We start from the raw sequence: 17,691 nt of genomic DNA on the forward strand, positions 1-17,691 counted from the left end.
TTCAACTGGGGTGCTAGACTTACGTAGCGAATTTTGTTGGCGTCGGCTCGGATCATAGCAAGGGGCCTCGCCGAAAACCGCGCGGCGCCGGGCCGGAGTGATCCGCATGGGGGACCCGTACGCGAAAAAGAGATCAGTAAGTCGGGAGGGAGAAATGGACGAGTTGACACTCATGGTGAAGCGCTGGCTTGCGACAAACGCCATTCCCGAGGAGGGCTTTGCGCTCGTATTGAATTTCAGGAACGCCCATGGCGGGATGCAATGCGAAAAAGCGGTTCGGCGCGAGATGATTGAAGCTGAGCCGAACCGGTTGGCTCGTCTGTCCTTGTACGATGAGTTCGAAATGAACGGCATCACAGTGCGGGTCAAAAGTCCGTTGCACTACTTCTAACTCTCGCAGCGCTGTCGGCTCCCACCAGAGACAGTGACCCTTGTTCGCCTACGTGAACAAGCCAGCATCGACTACCTGAAGCGTCATTGGCGGAAGAAAGCACTTTTGCGTCCGCTCGCGGTGCTCAAGTCTCACTTGATTTTCGGCTCAGCGGGCTCGCGGGTAACTCTCAGCTTCAACCGTGGTGAGGTCTGGTAGACCTGCTGCGGGGCGGCCTCGCGATACCGGCGTCGGTTGACTCAATTCGGCCGCTTTTTCGCCCACTTTGTGGCAAAAGGGGCCACCCCACCGGTATCTTCTGAAATATGAGAAATTCCTATCCGCTTTAGAGCGAAGTTCGCAAGCTGACTCGATTAAAGAGGTGCCCCCACCGCGGGGAATTGTAAATGCTCGCTGCACCAGCTAATGCTTCGAGCTGGCACCGGACGTCGTTTCGGGCCTATGCCTCCACCGGTGCGCGGAAGATCACATTCCATTTTATAACCAGGGACTGAAACCTGAATGTCTAAGAAAACCGCCCTGATCACCGGCGTCACGGGACAAGACGGAGCTTACCTCGCAGAGCTGTTGCTCTCTAAAGGCTACAGCGTGCATGGCATCAAGCGGCGAACCTCGCTATTCAATACCGACCGCATTGATCACCTCTATCATGACCTGCATGAAAAAGGTCATGACTTCACGCTGCATCATGGAGATTTGACCGATTCGTCGAACCTCATTCGCATTGTACAGCAGGTTCAGCCCGACGAGATCTACAACCTTGCGGCGCAGAGTCACGTGGCCGTGTCGTTCGAGGAGCCGGAATACACGGCCAACTCCGACGCGCTGGGGGCCCTCCGCCTGTTAGAGGCGATTCGCATTCTCGGGCTGCAAAAGAAGACGCGCTTCTACCAAGCCTCGACCTCGGAGCTTTATGGACTGGTTCAGGAGGTACCGCAGAAGGAAACCACTCCGTTCTATCCGCGCTCACCCTATGCCGTCGCGAAGCTCTATGCCTATTGGATCACCGTGAACTATCGCGAGGCCTACGGCTTCTACGCCTGCAACGGCATTCTCTTCAATCATGAATCGCCGATCCGCGGCGAGACGTTTGTCACCCGCAAGATCACCCGCGCGTTGGCGCGCATCAAGCTCGGGCTACAGGAGAAAGTCTATCTCGGTAACCTTAATGCGCTTCGCGACTGGGGACACGCTCGTGATTACGTGGAGATGCAGTGGCTCATGCTGCAGCAGAAGGACCCGGAGGATTACGTGATCGCCACTGGCGAGCAGCATTCGGTCCGCGAATTCGTCGAGGTCGCTGCTGAGGAAGTCGGCATCTCGATTCGCTGGCAAGGTGCCGGCGTCGACGAGAAAGGTTATGATGCCGCGACCGGCAAGTGCATCGTCCAGGTTGATCCGCGCTACTTCCGGCCGGCCGAAGTCGAGACGCTGCTCGGTGATCCCTCCAAGGCCAAGCGCAAGCTCGACTGGTCACCGTCGACATCGTTTTCGCATCTGGTGAGGGAGATGATGCAGGAGGATTTGAAGTCCGCACGGCGCGATGAGCTCGTCAAACAGCACGGCTACAGCCACTTCAATTACCACGAGTAAGAATGGACTCAGTTCGCTGAGGTGGGGCCGGCTTTGTGATCGCAACGCGCGCAAGCTGGAGAGGGCAGGCCAAGGAACTAACACGAGCGGATGGGGACGAGTCGTTGGCGAAAATCGCATTGGTAACTGGCGCGACCGGACAGGACGGCCGCTATCTCGTAGACCTGCTCCTGGCCAATCGCTATGTCGTTCATGCACAGTCGAGGCGAGCACCGCCGCCCGGCGCGGCTGACGGAGTCCGGTGGCATATCGGCGATCTCACGAGCAGTGCGTTTCTTGAGCAGCTCATCGTGGACACGCGGCCGGACGAGATCTACAATCTCGCTGCGGTATCCCGACCGATCATGTCATGGCAGTTTCCACGAGAAACCGCGGATGTTAACGCCTTCTTGCCGCAAAACATCTGTGAGTTGTTACTGAAACATAAGCCGGACTGCCGTCTGTTCCAAGCATCGTCGTCAGATATCTTTGGCGACGGCTTCAGCGAGCGTCAAAATGAGCAGACCCATTGTGTGCCGAAATCGCCTTATGCTGTCGCGAAGCTCTACGGCCATCGTATTATCGGTGCCTATCGGAAGCAGTATGGCCTTCATGCCTGCTCGGGTATCCTGTTCAATCACGAGAGCCCTTACCGACCGCTGTCATTCGTGTCGCAGAAGATCGCCTACGCGGCCGCGGCCGCGGCGTGCGGGCTGAAAGATACACCAGAACTCGATGAGCGCGGCCGTCCTATCCTCTCCGATGGTAAGCTTCTGCTCGGGGACCTGGGCGTACGGCGCGACTTCGGGTTTGCCGGCGATTACGCCGAAGTCATGCACATGGTTCTGCAACATCCGACGGCCGACGATTATGTGATCGGCACCGGCGAAGATCACTCAATCCAGGAGTTTTGCGAGCTCGCCTTCCGGTCGGTCGGGCTGGACTGGACCGATTACGTCAGTGTCGATCCAAAACTGATTCGAAAGACGGACAGTCACTATACGCATGCGGACCCGGCGAAGCTCCGGTCCGTTTTCAACTGGCATCCGAAAGTCACCTTCCCGGAGCTCGTCTCGACAATGGTCGAGATGCAGGTCAAGAGAGTTCGGGATGACATCGCGTTAGAGCGATCTCGCAATTCCGTTACGAAGCGAATCTGATCGTGCGGATGAGTGTCTCGATGCGTGTTCTTCACGGCTATAAGTTCTATAGGCGCGACCTCCACGGCGGAATTCCAGCACGTCATTGCGATTGTTGGCGAGGTTCCGGCGGGCCGGCTTCGAAACAGTTATCCTGGTCCGCGCCCACGCCGAATAGAACCAATCATTTTCTCTGCGGCGGACACAGACGATTGGCATCGGAAGCCGATGAGCGGAGTTTCGTTCCGTGACCACTTTATCGAAGCAAATGAGCGATGGTAGATCGCACCCTGAGATGGCGAAGTCCATGATCGTATGCGGGCAGAGGCAAGGGCAATTGCATCTTGCGATCAACGACGTCATCGATGGCGCCGCGCTGTGGCCGCTCTGGGGCAAGCTCGGATGGAACGATATTCTGCAACGCTACCGGCGCTCGCTGCTCGGCCCACTTTGGCTCACCGCCAGTATGGCGATCATGGTGGTAGCGCTGGGGGTCATCTATGCGCAGATCTTCAAGATCGCGCTGCACGATTTCATGCCGTTTCTTTGCGTGGGATTGCTTGTCTGGGGCTTCATCAGCTCCATGCTGACCGAAGCGGGAACTTTGTTTACGGGGGCGGAATCCTACATCAAGCAGATCCGACTCCCGTATTCCGTCTACGTCTATCGGTTCATCTGGGCCAAAATCATCATTTTCGCGCACAACTTTGTCATCTATTTTGGCATCCTGCTCTATTTCCAGATCTGGCCGGGTGGCACCGCTCTATTTGCTATTCCGGGATTTCTCTTGGTAGTACTCAACGGCGCGCTCACCAGTCTTTATCTCGGTATGGTTTCCGCGCGCTTTCGTGACATTCCTCAGATTGTTGCCAGTGTGGTGCAGATCCTTTTCTTTTTGACGCCGATCATGTGGAAGCCAGAATTGCTCGGGGGCAACTCTGTTCTGATGAACTTGAATCCATTCTATCATATCGTCGAATTGGTTCGTGCGCCGATGCTGGGGCAGATGCCTTCTGCCGTCAACTATGGAGCCGTAATCCTTATCACGGCAGCCAACTTTCTGCTGGCCGCCGCATTTTTCGTCCGCTTCCGGGCGCGTATCTCCTACTGGGTCTGAGTTGATGTCGCTACCCGTTCTCGGCCTTGATCACGTCAGCGTTTCGTTTCCAGTCTACCATGGCGGCTCGCGGTCGCTGAAGAAAAGCCTGTTGTCTCGTGGCTCCGCGGGCCGTATCGCCCGTGACGCTAACGATCGGATCACGATCGATGCGCTGCGCGATGTGTCCTTTTCGCTTGATAGCGGTGATCGACTTGCGCTGATTGGAGCGAACGGTGCTGGCAAGACCACGTTGCTGCGGGTGATGGCGGGCATTTACGAGCCCATGGCGGGCATTGTAACCGTGCACGGGCGCATCTCCCCGATGTTTGACATCGGGCTGGGCATTGATGCCGATCTGAGTGGGTATGACAATATCCGCTTGCGCGGCCTGCTGCTAGGATTATCGTCGGGCGAGATTGATCAGCTGTTACCCGGTATCGCGGAATTCACGGAACTTGGCGACTACCTCGACATGCCCGTGCGAACCTATTCGTCGGGCATGACGCTGCGACTTACCTTCGCCGTCGCCACCTGTTTCGAGCCGGAGATTCTTCTGATGGACGAGTGGATTCTCGCGGGGGATGCGCATTTCATGGACAGAGCGCAAGCGCGTATCGACTCTTTTGTTCAGAAGGCGAGCGTTCTCGTGCTGGCGTCACATAATCTCGAGGTCTGCCGCAGGTGGTGCAATAAGGGGCTTTGGCTACAGCAAGGCCAGATTCGGTCATTTGGCGAGATTGCGAGTGTAATTGAAAGTTACCGAGCGTCGGCAATCTGAGACGCCTTTGATCGGGCGCTTGTCACCGCTTCTTCATGACGGAACGCGGATTGCTAAGGACAATGAAGCGAACAGCGCTTGCCGTTAGCGGCTGTGGGCAAATGCTACACCGGCGACGGCCTGATCGTAGCGAGCTTCCTTACTCATGATAGGCAGGGGCGATGCTTCTGATCAGCCGAAACACTGCACGGAACAGGAAGCTTTAATGTTCATCTCATACGCGCAGAATTTCGAGGACGTTATCCTGTGGCGTGCACTTAAGCACGTCGAGCGCGGCTTCTATATTGACATAGGCGCGCAGGATCCAGTGATCGACTCAGTAAGCCTCGCTTTTTATGAGCGGGGCTGGCGGGGTGTTCACGTCGAGCCAAACGACGGCTATGCAGACAAACTGCGCCAGGCGCGTCCGGACGAAGTGGTGATCCAGTCCGCGATCAGCCGGGAGGCAGGTGAGATCGTATTCTTCGAGATACCAGATACCGGCCTGAGCACGGGAGAAGAAGAGATAGCCCGGAAGCATGAGGTTCAAGGCCGTACTGTCAAGCAAGTAACCAAGCCGTCGCAGCCACTCTCCGCAATTTTGGATTCTTACAAGGATCAGAAAATCCATTGGTTGAAAATCGACGTAGAGGGTATGGAGGACCAGGCAATAGAAAGCTGGGTCCCATCCGGGGCGCGACCGTGGATCGTCGTGGTCGAAAGCACCAAGCCAAATTCACCTGAATCGAATCATGGACTATGGGAGCCCAAGCTGTTGAAGCTTGGCTACGAACTTTGTTACTTCGACGGGCTGAACCGCTTCTATGTGAGTGTCGAACATCCAGAGCTCACGAACAGTTTCGGGCCGGGTCCGAATTTTTTTGACGATTTTGCCTTGAGCGGGACAGCTTCGGCGCCATTCTGTCACAAGATCAACGCCGAAGCTGCTGGGTTGCGGTCAAAGCTCAGTGAATCACAAAATGCCAAGGTAGCGCTCGAAGCTGTTCTTGCCGAAGAGAAAGGTGCCAAAGCCGCAGTGGAAGCTAGCCTCGCCGGAGAGCGAGCCGCCAGGACAGTGCTAGAAGACCATCTCGCCGCGGTCCATGCTTCAACCTCCTGGAAGATCACCGCACCTCTGCGCGGCGTAAAGAACGGCGTTTCAGCGGCGGGGCGCTTCGGTGCCCGATCGAGATCGCTTGCGCACGGCGTCCGTGCGTGGGTGACTCTGAAGTCCGGCTCACGCCCACGCCGTGTGGCGCAGCGCGCCGTTACCGGGTTGGCCGGGTACGTCAAGGGTCGGCCTTACCTTGCAAATGGGGCACGATCGATCTTGAGGCGTTTTCCCGCGGTGCGAATCCGGCTGCAGGCCGTCGTTCACAACGATCCGGAACTACTTCCCGCGCCTTCCACCTTCGGGTGGACGCGAGATCGAACTGATTCCTCTCAGTATTTCAAAAGCCGAGAACTGGACGTCAGCGGCGAGCCCTGTGGAGTCCAGCGTGTATACCGGCAGATCAGGCTAGCACGCCGGCATGAGCTTGATAACCGCTAGTGCGGAGCAGGTAGTAGAATGAAACTAGTTATAGACCTGCAGGGCGCACAGTCCCGTAGCAGACACAGGGGTATAGGCCGTTACTCGTTGGCGCTCGGGCAGGCCATGGCGAAACAAGCTGGCGCCCATGAAGTCTGGCTTGCATTGAATGACGCTTTTCCCGATACGGTCGAGCCGTTGCGAGCGGCTTTCGACGGGTTGGTCCCACAGGACCGGATCGTGGTCTGGCAGACGCCCACACCCGTCAGTGGAAACCATCGAACCAATGACTGGCGCCGGCGAACCGGCGAAATCCTGCGCGAGGCTTTTCTCTCCAGTCTGAGGCCGGACATTGTGCATGTTTCCAGTCTCTTTGACGGCTATTTCGATGATACTGTGGCTTCGGTCGACTCTTTTGCAGACGGCCATAAAACCGCGGTCACGCTGTTTGATCTCATTCCTCTTGTCCACCAGGATGACTATCTTCCCGAACAGGCGATGCGGACATGGTATTACAATAAGCTCGGCAGCATGCGCCGTGCAGGTCTGTGGCTGGCTATTTCGGAGTCTTCCCGTCGCGAGGGGATTGATCTGTTGAATTTGCCGACTGATAAGGTCGTCAATATTTCGACGGCGGCGGATGCACAGTTTCGTGCGATCGACCTGACCAAAGATCGCGAACACGCCATACGTCGGCGTTATGGCCTCGTTCGTCCGTTCGTGATGTATACCGGCGCCACAGATCCGAGAAAGAATTTGGCCCGGTTGTTCTCGGCCTACAGCAGCCTTCCGGCCAGTCTGCGGCAACAACACCAGCTTCTGGTTGTTTGTCCTGCAGTAGATTTTGAAGTTGCCACACTCAAGCAGGAAGCTCAGCGGCAAGGTCTCGGCCCCGACGAGCTGGTCATTGCGCCATTTGTCTGCGACGATGATCTCGTAGCGCTGTACAATCTCTGTACCGTCTTCTGCTTTCCATCGCTGCAGGAAGGCTTTGGCTTGCCCGCCCTCGAAGCCATGCAATGCGGCGCGGCCGTCATCGGCTCCAATCGGTCAAGCATTCCGGAAGTGATCGGCCGGGCCGACGCGCTGTTCGATCCGTTCGACGAGCAAGATATCGCGGCGCGTCTCGATCAGACGTTGACAGATCCCGATTACCGAAAAAGCCTCAAGAAGCACGGCCTGGAACAAGCCTCAAAGTTCAGTTGGGGAGAAAGCGCCCGCCGCGCCTGGGCTGCTTTTGAAGAGCACAACGAGGAGATGAAGGCTTCTGAGCGGCGCTTCACCATTGCAGAGTCTGGGAAGCGCCCACGCCTTGCTTATGTTTCTCCGTTGCCTCCCGAGCAGAGCGGGATAGCGGATTACAGCGCAGAGCTGATACCGGAGCTGGCCCGCCACTATGACATTGACGTGATCGTAGATCAGCCCAAAGTAAGTGACCTGGAGGTCATCGCGAACTGCCCAGTTCGCGAACCGGCCTGGTTTGCGGATAACGCTCCGAGCTACGACCGTATCCTGTATCACTTCGGCAACTCGCCGTTTCACAAGCATATGTTCGACTTGTTGGAGCGCTTTCCTGGCACGGTCGTGCTGCATGACTTCTTTCTTAGCTCAGTTGCTTTCCACCTGGAGCGCCATCTAAATTGGAAGGGCTTTTGGACGAGACTGCTTTATTCTTCTCACGGCTACTCCGCAGTGAATGAGCGCCCGCCTGGGGACGACGACTTGAGAGATGCCGTCGCCAAATACCCAGTCAATCTCACGGTACTGCAGAACGCATATGGGACCATTGTCCATAGCGAGCATTCGCGGCAGTTGGCACGAAACTGGTATGGAGACGCTCTTCCCAGCGATTGGAAAGTCATCCCGTTCGCGCGGCGTCTGCCGCAGCGCAATATCCGTCACATTGCCCGAAGTGTCCTCGGATTTGATGACGATGACTTCGTGCTGTGTTCGTTTGGCATGATCGCCCCAACCAAGCTCAATCGCCGCCTGTTGGAAGCCTGGTTGCAAAGCAAGCTCGCACGCGATCCGAACTGTCATCTCGTTTTCGTGGGCGCGACAGACGGCAAAGAATACGGGGTAGAATTTGGCCGGACCATTGCTTCTTCGCCCTTCCGTGATCGCATCAAAGTCACTGGCTTCGCTACTGATGAGACTTACCGACAGTATCTTCAGGCAGCCGACGCAGCAGCACAGCTGCGTACCCTCTCACGTGGAGAAACCTCCGCTGCCGTTTTCGATTGCATGGCGAATGCATTGCCAACGATTGTGAACCGGCATGGGTCCCTCGCCGAACTGCCGGAAAGCAGTGTGCTCATGTTACCGGATGAATTCACCAATGAGGAACTGGTCGGCGCAGTGGAGTCGTTGCGGACAGAGCCCAAACAAAGACGAGCGTTGGGGGAGCATGCTCGGTCTTATGTGCAGACGTACCATTCCCCCCGTCTCTTAGCCGACCAATACCGCGAGGCCATCGAGCACTTTCAGTCCGAGGGCTACGAGGCACTGAAGCAAAGAGCGTTCGCAGCAGCGGCCGCGATTAATCCCACACATGCAGACGAAGAGGACTGGCTCTCGCTCGCGCGAGCAATGAATCGCAATTTGCCGGTGCGATCGGATCGGCGACAGCTGCTGCTCGACATTTCCGGTTTGGCCCAGCACGATCTCAAGACGGGTATCGAGCGCGTCTCGCGCAGCGTCCTGAAAGCTTTTCTAGACGATGCGGCGCAAGGTTTTCGCGTAGAACCCATTTACGCAACCTCCGGCCGGTCCGGATACCGGTATGCCCGAAGTTTTACCTCACGGTTCCTGGGGTGTCCGACGGACCTGCTGGAAGATGCGCCCGTCGAAGTCCGACGCGGTGATGTGTTTCTGGGTCTCGATCTCCAGCATTATCTTGTGCTCGCCAACTCTGAGTTCTACGCCGATCTGCGCCGACAAGGAGTCGCGGTCAACTTCGTTGTCTACGATCTGCTTCCGATTCTGCTGCCACATGCATTTCCCGATGGTGCGGCGGACCTCCATGCTCGCTGGCTGTCCGTCTTGGGTACCTACGCCGATAACCTGATCTGTATTTCCCGTTCTATCGCGGACGAAGTGGCCGATTGGCTGGATGCAAACCGCATCGAGCGCAAGCGGCCTCTGAGGATCCAATGGTTCCATTTAGGCTCCGATTTCGAGAGGAGCGTTGCGACTAAAGGGCTGCCCCATCAAGCTGGGGAGACGCTTGCAGCCCTCTCCGCTCGGCCAAGTTTCCTGATGGTGGGAACTATCGAGCCCAGGAAGGGCTACTCACAGACGCTGGAAGCTTTTGATCAGCTGTGGCGGGAAGGGAAAGACGTCAAGCTGGTAATTGTAGGCGCGGAAGGGTGGAAGCACCTGCCGCCGAACCAGCAACGTACAATTCCTGAGTTGGTTAGGAAGCTGCGCTCCCATCCCGAACTTGGCAAGCGCCTGTTCTGGTTGGAGGGCATAAGCGACGAATATCTCGAAAAGATCTATGGCGCGTCCTGCTGCCTGATTGCAGCCTCGGAAGGGGAGGGGTTCGGGCTGCCGCTGATCGAGGCGGCGCGCCACAAAATTCCAATTCTTGCGCGCGATATTCCCGTGTTCCGCGAAGTTGCTGGCGACCACGCCGACTATTTCAGCGGCAAGGAGCCCTCAGACCTCGCCCAGTCGATCGTTAACTGGTTGGCACTCTATGACCGCGACTGTCACCGCAGGTCCGAAGGCATGCCATGGCTGAGCTGGGCCGACAGTGTCGATCAACTCAGGGCGGCTCTCTTCGGAGAGGTGAGGTACAAGACATGGCCGTGAATCGGCCTGCAAAAATTGGTTGCGAGGGTCAGTTTTGGAGTCTGATTCACTTCCGATGAAGTTCACTGGCGACTTGTGGTTCTCAAACGGAGAATCTGCGCCATGTGGACGGACTTTCGGATTTCGTCGCTAGTCTAGTGCCGAGCGGTTTGGCGTTCGATGGCGCAAGTGATTCAACTCACTCACTTATTCTGGTTGTTCGGTCGGAAGCTGCGGAAGCCGAGTGCCCTTGTGCCCGACAGTCTCGGGCCGAATTCACAGCTGGTGCGTCCGGTACGTTGCTGATCTGCCGTCAGCGGGCAGAAGCGTGCATCTCCGATTGTACACGCGGCGTTCACGTGTAGGTGCCGAGATCGGCACAAACTCGACCTCGCAGTGAACGACGTTGGTACTCTGCAAACTTGTTGCGCGCCTAGAAGAGCGGGATCTTGGAAGCCTTGAATGTCGGGCTCTAGGAAGTCGTGCGCCCGACATTGGATAGCACGTCGTCAAGCCGCGATGTTTTACCCGCTCCGTTCGAACTGTTCTCAGTCCAGACAGGTGGTTGTGGTGGATGTTGGAATCGTCTTGGTTTGGACCGTTAGGCTTAGAACGGACGCAGTGCATACTGCTATCACGGAGCCGGCGCGGCGGCTTGAGGTCTTCACCGGAGCCGGCGTCGGCGGAAGTGGAGCGACGAGGACAAGGCGCGGATCGTTGCGGAGATCGTAGCGAGTGGCGACTCGGTCTGTTCGGTGGTCCGACGGCATGGATTGTCGCCGCAGCAGTTGTTTGGCTGGCGACGTCAGTTGAGAGAAGCCGCGGTCGGTCATACCGAGGCGGAAGAAGTACAGTTTGTGCCGGCGGTGGTGGATGCCGTGGTGCCGGCCCGCTCTTGGCCTGGAACGCAAACCGGTGCGTTGCAAGCGCAAGCTGGATGCCGGGATCATCGAGATCGAAATCGACGGCGTCACGATCCGCGCCGGTCGTGGCGCGGATACGACGATGATTGCGTCGATTGTCCAGGCAAAGGCGAGCCGGTGATCGGCCCGTCGGGTGCGGACCGGTGATGGTGTGACCAAACCGGTAGACCTCCGCAAGGGCATGGAGGGCCTTGCGAGCCCAGTGCGAGAGCATGCGGGCAGATCCATTCTCGGGAGCTGTCTATTTGTTCCGGGCCAAGCGGGCGGACCGGATTAAGCTGGTGTTTTGGGATGGAACGGGCCTGTGCCTGTTCGCCAGGAGGCTTGCGGATGGGATCTTCCGCTGGCCGAAGATCGAGGACGGTGTGATGCGCCTGTCAGCGGCGCAATTGTCGGCGCTGCTGGAAGGACTCGACTAGCGGCTTGAGCACGAGGCACGGGAGACGCCGGCGCCAGCGCAGCCCGAATAGCTGTTGGCAGTGCTGCGGCGAAGTGAATCAGGAGCGTCGAACGCGTCGTCAGATGGCGGCGAATATGCTCTGATTTGGGTGTGAAGGACGCCATTCCTGACGATCCCGAGACGCTGAAGCGATGCTGCTTGCTGAACAGTGCGAGCGCGAACGGCTGCGTCAGATCATCAAGGAATTGCAGCGACATCGGTTTGGCCGGCGGGCGGAAACGCTGCCTGAAGATCAGATGCTGCTGGGTCTGGAAGATGTCGAGCAGGTCGCCGCGTACAGCGAAAGGCGCAGGACGTCAGCGCACCTAAAGGCCGTGAGGCGCGGGGTCCCAAGCGCCACGGCAACCTTGGTGCCTTACCAACGCATCTACCGCGGATCGAGATTGTCGTCGACATCGAGGACAAGACCTGTCCCTACTGCCAGCGTGAGTTGCACCGGATCGGCGAGGAAGCGAGCGGCTGGACCTGTCCCGGCGCAGCTCCCGATCCTCGACCCGGCGTGCCAAATACGCCTGCCGGGCTTGCGAGGACGGTGTCATACAAGCGCCGGCCCAACCCGGCTCATCGAAGGCGGACTGCCAACCGAGGCTACTCGCCCGGGTGCTGGTCTCCAAATGTGCCGATCACCTGCCGCTCTACCGGCAGGCGCAGATTTACGCCCGCCAAGGCATTGAGCTCGATCGTTCGACGCTGGCGTAGTGGGTAGGACAGGCTGCCTTCCACCTGCGTCCGCTGCATGACCGTCTCCTCGGCAAGCTCAGGCAACGGCCAAAGCTGTTCGCCGATGAGACGACGATGCCGGTGCTCGATCCCGGCCGCCGGCGCACCAAGACCGGTCAGCTCTGGGCCTATGCGGCGGACGACCAACCATGGGGCAGCGCCGATCCGCCGGACGTGGCCTATGTTTATGCCCCTGATCGCAAAGCCGACCGACCAATCGCCCATCTGGCAGGCTTCAAGGGAATCCTGCAGGTCGATGGCTATGCTGGCTATGGCAAGCTCGCCGAGCGTGGCGAGGTTCAGCTTGCATTCTGCTGGTCGCATATGCGGCGTAACTTTTACGAACATGCCACACCCGGTCGTGCGCCCATTGCGACCGAGGCGCTCAAGCGCATCGCCCGTTCTATGGCGTCGAAAAGGACATTCGTGGCCGCAGCGCCGAGGAGCGCCGTCTCGTTCGGCAACAGAAAAGCGGGCCGCTGGTCGAAGCCTTCGAGCATGGCTCCGCGCAAAGCTCGCGCGGATCAGCCAAAAGGGCAAGTTGGCCGACGCCATCCGCCATGCGCTCTTACGCTGGGAGAGCCTGACGCGCTTCATCGAAGATGGCCGTATCGAGCTCGACAACAACGCCGTCGAGCGCTCGATCCGTCCGATCACGCTGAACCGGAAAAATGCGCTGTTCGCAGGCTCTGACGGTTGTGGTGGTGCCGAGCATTGGGCCATCATCGCATCCCTGGTCGAAACCTGTAAGCTGAGCGACGTCGATCCGCTTGCCACCTGACGGACGCACGCGCTCACCCGGATCGTCAATGGTCATCTGAGTAGCGACATCGATCAGTTGCTTCCGTGGGCCTATTCCGTCACGAACTCAAAGCTGTGGCCTGAAAACAGCGCTTACGATCTTGCCGACTTTGAAAGATATTCTTGGCTAGATGTCATCGACTTCAAGACGTCTCGCGGCCCATGATTGGCAGCCATCAGAGCGATGTGATGCGCTAGTCCGCTCGGGTCGGGTTTCCGGCCAATGGTGTCCGGTAAAGTGTTGAAACATAATTCTACGTCGTTTATGCGCGGACCTTGGACGAGATGGAATGGCGAATGGTGTTGTACGCAGCGTTGAGTTTGCGACGCGAGGGGCATCGCCCATTACAACGCGCCCGTTCAAGACTGGCAAGTTATCAATCCCTTGGGGACCGGAAAGACAGGATGAGCGACGACTCTCAGCTATTCGCTGACCCAAAAGCTCTGACTCCTAATCAGGGGTTTACAGTTCAATTCTGAGTGCACCCACTCAAGTTCAAACGCTTAGCCGCGATTGCATTTGATCAACTGCCCGCCACAATCATGGGTCGCCACCGGGAGTTTAGATTCGGCTTGCTATTGCGCGCTCGTAAGGTTGATCGGCGACGCCACGATTGGACGCCCTTGAGATCGGTGAGCTGCGTGCGCACCATCAGGCCACCGTGCTCGGGCGGTGCTCGATGGCGTGATAATAGAACTCGAGTAAGATCCCTGACGTCTTTGTGGGACTCCGCGAATCGCCGAACAGAATCAGATCCGCCGGACAGATAATGAAGTCCCATTGCCCACTTGTCGGAACAATGGCGATCTCGACCTTGCCTATGAGTTCCTCGATAAGACGCGCGTCTGCCAGTCCTCTTCGGCCATGATGACGTCGCGGTCGACATCCGGCGCGGGCGACGGACCATAGCTTCGATCTGGGTCTTGTACGACCAGATCCGGGGAGAAACACTGTCGCTCGTGGGGCTTGGGGGATGGTCTTGATTTTTGGCTGGCATCATTCTCGTTGTTCGGGCATGAGTCGATGGATTCGGCGGTTAAACGCCAGAACCGGGTACAGGAAATGCCTTGTTGCAGGTCAGTGCGATGACCAGAACTTTATTTCTTAGCACGTTTGGCCGGCCGGCGTTCGCCGCGCATCTGCCGGTTTTGCTTGCACCGCTTTTTTACGCGCTCTTGTATATCTTGTTCTTCTCGCCGGCACTTATGGAGGGCAGGATACTTGCGCCTGGCGACGGCTACCTCTCCTACTATCCAGCCATTTCAATTCCTTGGCAGCTTTGGGAACCGAACATCCTTGCAGGTTATCCGGTCTTTGCCGATCCCCAGTTTTTCCTTTGGTACCCGCCACGGTGGATTTTCCGCGACTACAACACATTCATGATCTTTGCTTACGTAGCCGCAGGTTCATTCAGCTTCGGCTACATTTACTGGAAAACTGGATCGACTGCTGCTGCGCTGATAGCAGGCGCAATCTATGGTACCGGTAGTTTTATGGTGGGCCATCTTGGCCATGCATCTGTTGTTCAGACGGCTGCGTGGCTGCCGCTTATCGCATGGACTATCGACGCCCTTTCCCACCGCAGGACCGCGACCCGATTTGCCATTGGCGCCCTAGCGGTCGCGCTGTGCCTCTTGGGCGGGCACCCTCAGATTTTCGTCTACGCTATGATCTTGGCCGGAGGCATGGCCGTCCGAAATCTCTGGTTCGCCTCCTCAGAAGGCATGATCGCCGTTTTTAGACTAGCTTGCGTTTACGTAGGCATGGTTGTGGTAGGTGTGTCAGCGTGCGCTGTCCAGCTTCTGCCGTTCCTAGAGTTCAGCGGCCTTAGCGCAAGGACTACCGAGTGGAGCTATGGAGAGTTCGTAACGTATTCGTTGCCGCTTCGGCAGATCGCCACGATCTTTTTCCCATATCTCTACGGTGGCGGGTTGGGTAACCCCACAAATTACTTTGGAGCGTGGAATCAGACCGAACTCGCAACTTATGCGGGCCTAGGAGCTCTATTCCTTGCCGCGAGCGCGATACTGGCGCGGCAGCGTAATGACGGCGCCCTTTTTTGGCTTGGTGCAGCGGCCCTTTCCTTGCTGTTGGCTACGGTGGGCCAAAACGGACTCGGGCACTTCGTCTATAAGATACCCGTTATTGGCAGCTTTCGCGCTGCAGCACGAAGCGCAATAGCTTTTACTTTCGCAATCTCCGTTTTGGCCGGCATGGCGATTGATTGCCTCCAGCGTGGCCAAGTAACCACCCGTCATATCATTTTGGCCGCTAAGGTGGCTCTTAGCTTCGCCATTGCGGCGGGGGTGGCAACTCTTTGTTCGAAGCAGTGGCAACAAGCGCTTCGCGACGCAGGAGTGAGCCCGTGGGCCATGATTGAAGCAACCATTCTACCGCCGCTAATCTCGCTTGTCGCAATGATTTGCCTTCTCTTGCTGTGGAAGAGGATGAGCGGTCGATACCTCATGCCGAGCTTGGTAGTTGCCGCGGTGGTTCTCGATGTCAGTCAGTTCGGGTGGTACGGTGAATGGCGGTTTTCGCCGATTCAAAAGCAGGCTTTTACGGATTGGCCTAGTCTGCGAGAAGATCTGTCCAATGCAAACGGTCGCCTCTTGGCGATGCCCGAAGCGTTCGCTCATGAAGCCTTTCAGCCGAATATAAACCTTCTTTACGGGATCCGATCAGCCAGTGGTTATGGCCCGTTGGAGCCGAAGGCCTATCAGGAGGCGACGGGAATTGACACGACAGGTTCCATCCACGAGATCCCAAGCGCAAGTCTCCGGCGTGTGCTTGGGATAACTCACATAGTCTTCGGTCGTCGTCCATCTGCCAATCTCAAATTCGGGTCATGTGCAGCGAAGGCAGGTGACGCCGTCCTGGATTTTGACCTTCCTGTCCCGGTGCGGGCAACGGCAATCAGAGTAATCTCAAACATGTCGTGCTCTATCGGTCGTCCCGACGGTGATCCGGTGCTGATCATTGACGCCACAGACGGGAAAGAAAGCGGCAAGATTTCTCTCGTTGCTGGACGTGACACATCAGAATGGGCACATGACCGCCCCGATGTCCTACAAATAGTCCAGCATGCGCGAGCGCCAATCAAGAGTTCATTCCAGGCGGGTGGCTTTAGTGGCCATTCATATGAGGCGAATCTATCGCTCGCCGGAGGCGGCGAAGTCGAAGTGCGGCGGCTCGCGCTGAATTTCCTAGGACGTCACGGCGGAATTCTGAACGTGCAGAAAATCGAACTCATCAATACTGAGAACGGTGCGATATATCCACTGAACCCTGCAGCGTTAAAATTGGGAAGTTCCGGAACCATTCATGGCGTAAGTGAAGACTTGTCAGTTGCGGAATTCCAAAAAGATCGCGGTGAGCTCGCTTGGCTTGTTGGAAACTTACTATCGACATCAACGGAAATCGCCGCGATGACGGTGCGCAGCGGTGTATTTCCCGACGGGCAGCCATTTGACCCGAATGCTGTCGCGATAGTCGAAGGCGTAGCTCCGAAGGTGGATGCGGCTCCTGCCGGCCCAAGAGGCAAAGTTGAACTGTTGTCAGAGGAAAGTGTGCGTGTTGCCCTACGCGTAACTGCTCCGAGTCGCTCATTTCTCTTTCTAAGTCGTGCATACCACCCAGGTTGGGTAGGCTATGTAAATGGAGAAAAGGTGCAGACGTATCGTTCCAATGGGGCATTTCAAGGCGTCGTCGTGCCGGCCGGTGTTAGTGAGGTGACTTTGATTCTGGAATCCGCAAGTCTAAAGCTAGGTGCGCAAATCAGTCTTGTCTCGCTGCTGGTCATTGCGGCGGCTTTTTTGACAGGGATCGCTGGCAGATTTGTCCGGTCTGACGCACCGACGGTACGCGAGCCTTTGAGGCGGGTATGATCGTCTACTGCCGTTTCGCGTTGTTTCTAGCGACCCGCCTGGAAGATATTCGATGCATTACGCGTCGCATTGGCAACAAACTGCAACAATCTGACTTATTGGCGACTTCTATTCAGGTGACCTTGCTGCGGTGGCGGCGAGACTGAAATCTTCAGCCGCGTTTTTGAAGCCGCCGCTCGCCTCGGTTTTGTGTCGATCGACATAGGCGCTACCACGGACATTATGGCGATAATCTGCCCCGACAGCACTGTCGTATGGTTGGAGCCTTCGAAAGCTGCTTATGAGTGCCTGAAGAAAACTGCTGTTTTAAACCGCTGCCCGAAGTACCATCTTGCTGCCGGTGCCGGTGGTGAGAACGGCCAGGCTACTTTTGTCCAAGTATTCGTCTATTGCGACCGCTCCACCAGGAGGCCGGTGTCTGTGAAGACAGTGGTGGAGGCTCGGACATTCTTGCATGAAAATATGTTGAAGAATGGTTGTGTCGACGACATCGTGTTTTCGCGCGATCTAAACAAAATAAAAACTATTTGGTGGCATCTGACCTGCCACTGAATTTTCATCCAGCCGCGGTTAGAGTCTCGGGTTTTTGTACGCCAAGTGGCGCGGGTGGAGCAA

General features: G+C 57.1%; 10 protein-coding genes and 2 pseudogenes. All 12 read left to right on the forward strand.

Annotated elements, in window-relative coordinates; translation table 11 throughout:
• Window positions 1–154 precede the first annotated feature (154 nt).
• The 12 genes and pseudogenes from AC5ZGW_RS21810 to AC5ZGW_RS21865 all read left to right on the forward strand — a co-directional run bounded on the left by AC5ZGW_RS21810 (window position 155) and on the right by AC5ZGW_RS21865 (window position 17,076).
• The gene (locus AC5ZGW_RS21810) at window positions 155–391 is read left to right on the forward strand and encodes a hypothetical protein (protein WP_130223562.1); all 237 of its coding nucleotides are present in this window, start codon (window positions 155–157) and stop codon (window positions 389–391) included.
• Window positions 392–892: 501 nt separating this feature from the next.
• Window positions 893–1,984, forward strand: a complete 1,092-nt coding sequence (gene gmd / locus AC5ZGW_RS21815) for a GDP-mannose 4,6-dehydratase (protein ID WP_130223560.1) — start codon at window positions 893–895, stop codon at window positions 1,982–1,984.
• 104 nt (window positions 1,985–2,088) lie between these two features.
• Window positions 2,089–3,123: a GDP-mannose 4,6-dehydratase gene (locus AC5ZGW_RS21820; protein ID WP_130223558.1), complete on the forward strand. Its 1,035-nt coding sequence runs from the start codon at window positions 2,089–2,091 to the stop codon at window positions 3,121–3,123.
• A 286-nt stretch (window positions 3,124–3,409) separates the two neighbouring features.
• Window positions 3,410–4,219 (forward strand): ABC transporter permease, encoded by an 810-nt coding sequence (locus tag AC5ZGW_RS21825; RefSeq protein ID WP_130223715.1) that lies wholly within the window; start codon window positions 3,410–3,412, stop codon window positions 4,217–4,219.
• 4 nt (window positions 4,220–4,223) lie between these two features.
• Window positions 4,224–4,979 (forward strand): ABC transporter ATP-binding protein, encoded by a 756-nt coding sequence (locus tag AC5ZGW_RS21830; protein WP_130223556.1) that lies wholly within the window; start codon window positions 4,224–4,226, stop codon window positions 4,977–4,979.
• 205 nt (window positions 4,980–5,184) lie between these two features.
• A complete protein-coding gene (locus tag AC5ZGW_RS21835) occupies window positions 5,185–6,510 on the forward strand; it encodes an FkbM family methyltransferase (protein WP_207230949.1) in 1,326 nt (441 codons plus the stop codon).
• A 105-nt stretch (window positions 6,511–6,615) separates the two neighbouring features.
• Entirely contained in the window at window positions 6,616–10,305 is a 3,690-nt protein-coding gene (locus AC5ZGW_RS21840) for a glycosyltransferase (protein WP_207230948.1), read from the forward strand.
• Between the two features lie 704 nt (window positions 10,306–11,009).
• Window positions 11,010–11,135: pseudogene (locus AC5ZGW_RS21845) on the forward strand (transposase); the annotation flags it as partial.
• A 64-nt stretch (window positions 11,136–11,199) separates the two neighbouring features.
• Window positions 11,200–11,328 carry a hypothetical protein gene (locus AC5ZGW_RS21850; RefSeq protein WP_283813243.1) on the forward strand — a complete coding sequence of 43 codons (129 nt, stop codon included), beginning with the start codon at window positions 11,200–11,202 and terminating at the stop codon, window positions 11,326–11,328.
• 124 nt (window positions 11,329–11,452) lie between these two features.
• Complete coding sequence (gene tnpB, locus AC5ZGW_RS21855; RefSeq protein WP_245474539.1) at window positions 11,453–11,626, forward strand: IS66 family insertion sequence element accessory protein TnpB; 174 nt, start codon at window positions 11,453–11,455, stop codon at window positions 11,624–11,626.
• A 125-nt stretch (window positions 11,627–11,751) separates the two neighbouring features.
• Window positions 11,752–13,243: pseudogene (gene tnpC, locus AC5ZGW_RS21860) on the forward strand (IS66 family transposase); the annotation flags it as partial.
• Between the two features lie 1,013 nt (window positions 13,244–14,256).
• Window positions 14,257–17,076: a hypothetical protein gene (locus AC5ZGW_RS21865; RefSeq protein WP_130223550.1), complete on the forward strand. Its 2,820-nt coding sequence runs from the start codon at window positions 14,257–14,259 to the stop codon at window positions 17,074–17,076.
• The last annotated feature ends 615 nt before the right edge of the window (window positions 17,077–17,691 follow it).

Source organism: Bradyrhizobium sp. Crot121, assembly GCF_059512385.1.